Annotated in this window: 1 protein-coding gene; it reads left to right on the top strand. The window is 77.3% G+C overall.

Going from position 1 to position 1,261, the window contains the following annotated elements; all coding sequences use genetic code 11:
* Positions 1 to 108: 108 nt before the first annotated feature.
* The coding region (locus CCN42_RS37740) for a chloride channel protein (protein WP_245877651.1) at positions 109 to 1,261 on the top strand (1,153 nt) is incomplete at its 3' end.

Here is a 1,261-nt window from a genome sequence, read left to right as displayed (position 1 = left end):
GCCGCACGCCGTGCGCCACCCGTCCCCTGCCCGGCCGGGGAGGGGACCGGATGCGGGCCGGCCGGGCAGGGGACGGGTGGCGCACGGCGTGCGGCGGGGGCCGTGGCCGTGGCCGTCGGGACAGGTGAGCCGGCACTGCGGTCGGCGCTGCGTGAGCGTGGCTACGTCCGGCTGTTGCTGCTCTCGCTGGTGCTGGGCGCCCCCGTCTCGGTGGCCTGCTTCTTCTTCGTCGGCTTCCAGCATGAACTCCAGCACTGGGTGTGGGAGTCGCTGCCCGAGTCGGCCGGGTACGGCACCCCGCCCTGGTGGTGGCCGCTGCCCGCACTCGTGCTCGCCGGGCTGGTCCTCGCGCCGGTCGTGACGCGGATGCCGGGCGCCGGGGGCCATGTACCGGTGCACGGGCTCGGCGGGCCGCCGATCGGGCCGCGCGCGGTGCCCGGGGTCGTCCTGGCGGCGCTCGGCACCCTGCCGCTCGGCGTGGTGCTCGGGCCCGAGGCACCGCTGATGGCCATGGGCAGCGGGCTCGCCCTGCTCGCGCTGCGCGGCAGCCGGGCGGCCGCGGACCCCCGGACCGTGGCCGTGGTCGGCACCGCCGGGTCCACCGCGGCCATCTCCACGATCCTCGGCGGGCCGCTGGTCGCGGCGGTGCTGACCGTCGAGGCGGCGGCGCTCGGCGGTACCCGGATGGTGCTCCTGCTGCTGCCCTGTCTCATCGCCAGTGCGGCGGGGGCGCTTGTCTTCACCGGTTTCGGCAGCTGGACCGGGCTGGACATCGGTGACCTCTCGCTGCCGGCCGTGCCGCCCGGCGCGGCCCCGGACGCGGGCGACTTCCTGTGGGGCCTGCCGGTGACGGCGCTGATCGCCGTGCTGATGACAGCGGGGCGCGGGCTGGGCCTGCGCACGCTGCGCTGGACGGGGCGGCACACCGCGGTCCGCACCGTCGTCTGCGCCACGGCGGTCGGTGGCTGTGTGGCGGTGTACGCGCTGCTGACCGGCCGTTCCCCGACGGAGGCGGCCCTCTCCGGTCAGAACGCGATCGGCGGGCTCGCCATGGATCCGCATGCCTGGCCGGTGGCGGCTCTCGTCGCGCTCGTCCTGTGCAAGGGCCTGGCCTGGGGGATCGCCCTGGGCAGTCTGCGGGGCGGCCCGATCTTCCCGGCGGTGCTGCTCGGCGCGGCGACGGCGCTGGCCTGTTCCGGGCTGCCGGGCTTCGGCACCACCCCGGCGCTCGCCCTCGGTATCACCGCGGCCGCGGCCGCGG

The organism is Streptomyces glaucescens (assembly GCF_002154375.1).
Lineage (GTDB): Bacteria > Actinomycetota > Actinomycetes > Streptomycetales > Streptomycetaceae > Streptomyces > Streptomyces glaucescens.
Note: the sequence above shows the minus strand (reverse complement) of the source record. Positions and strands in the feature narration are given on the sequence as shown.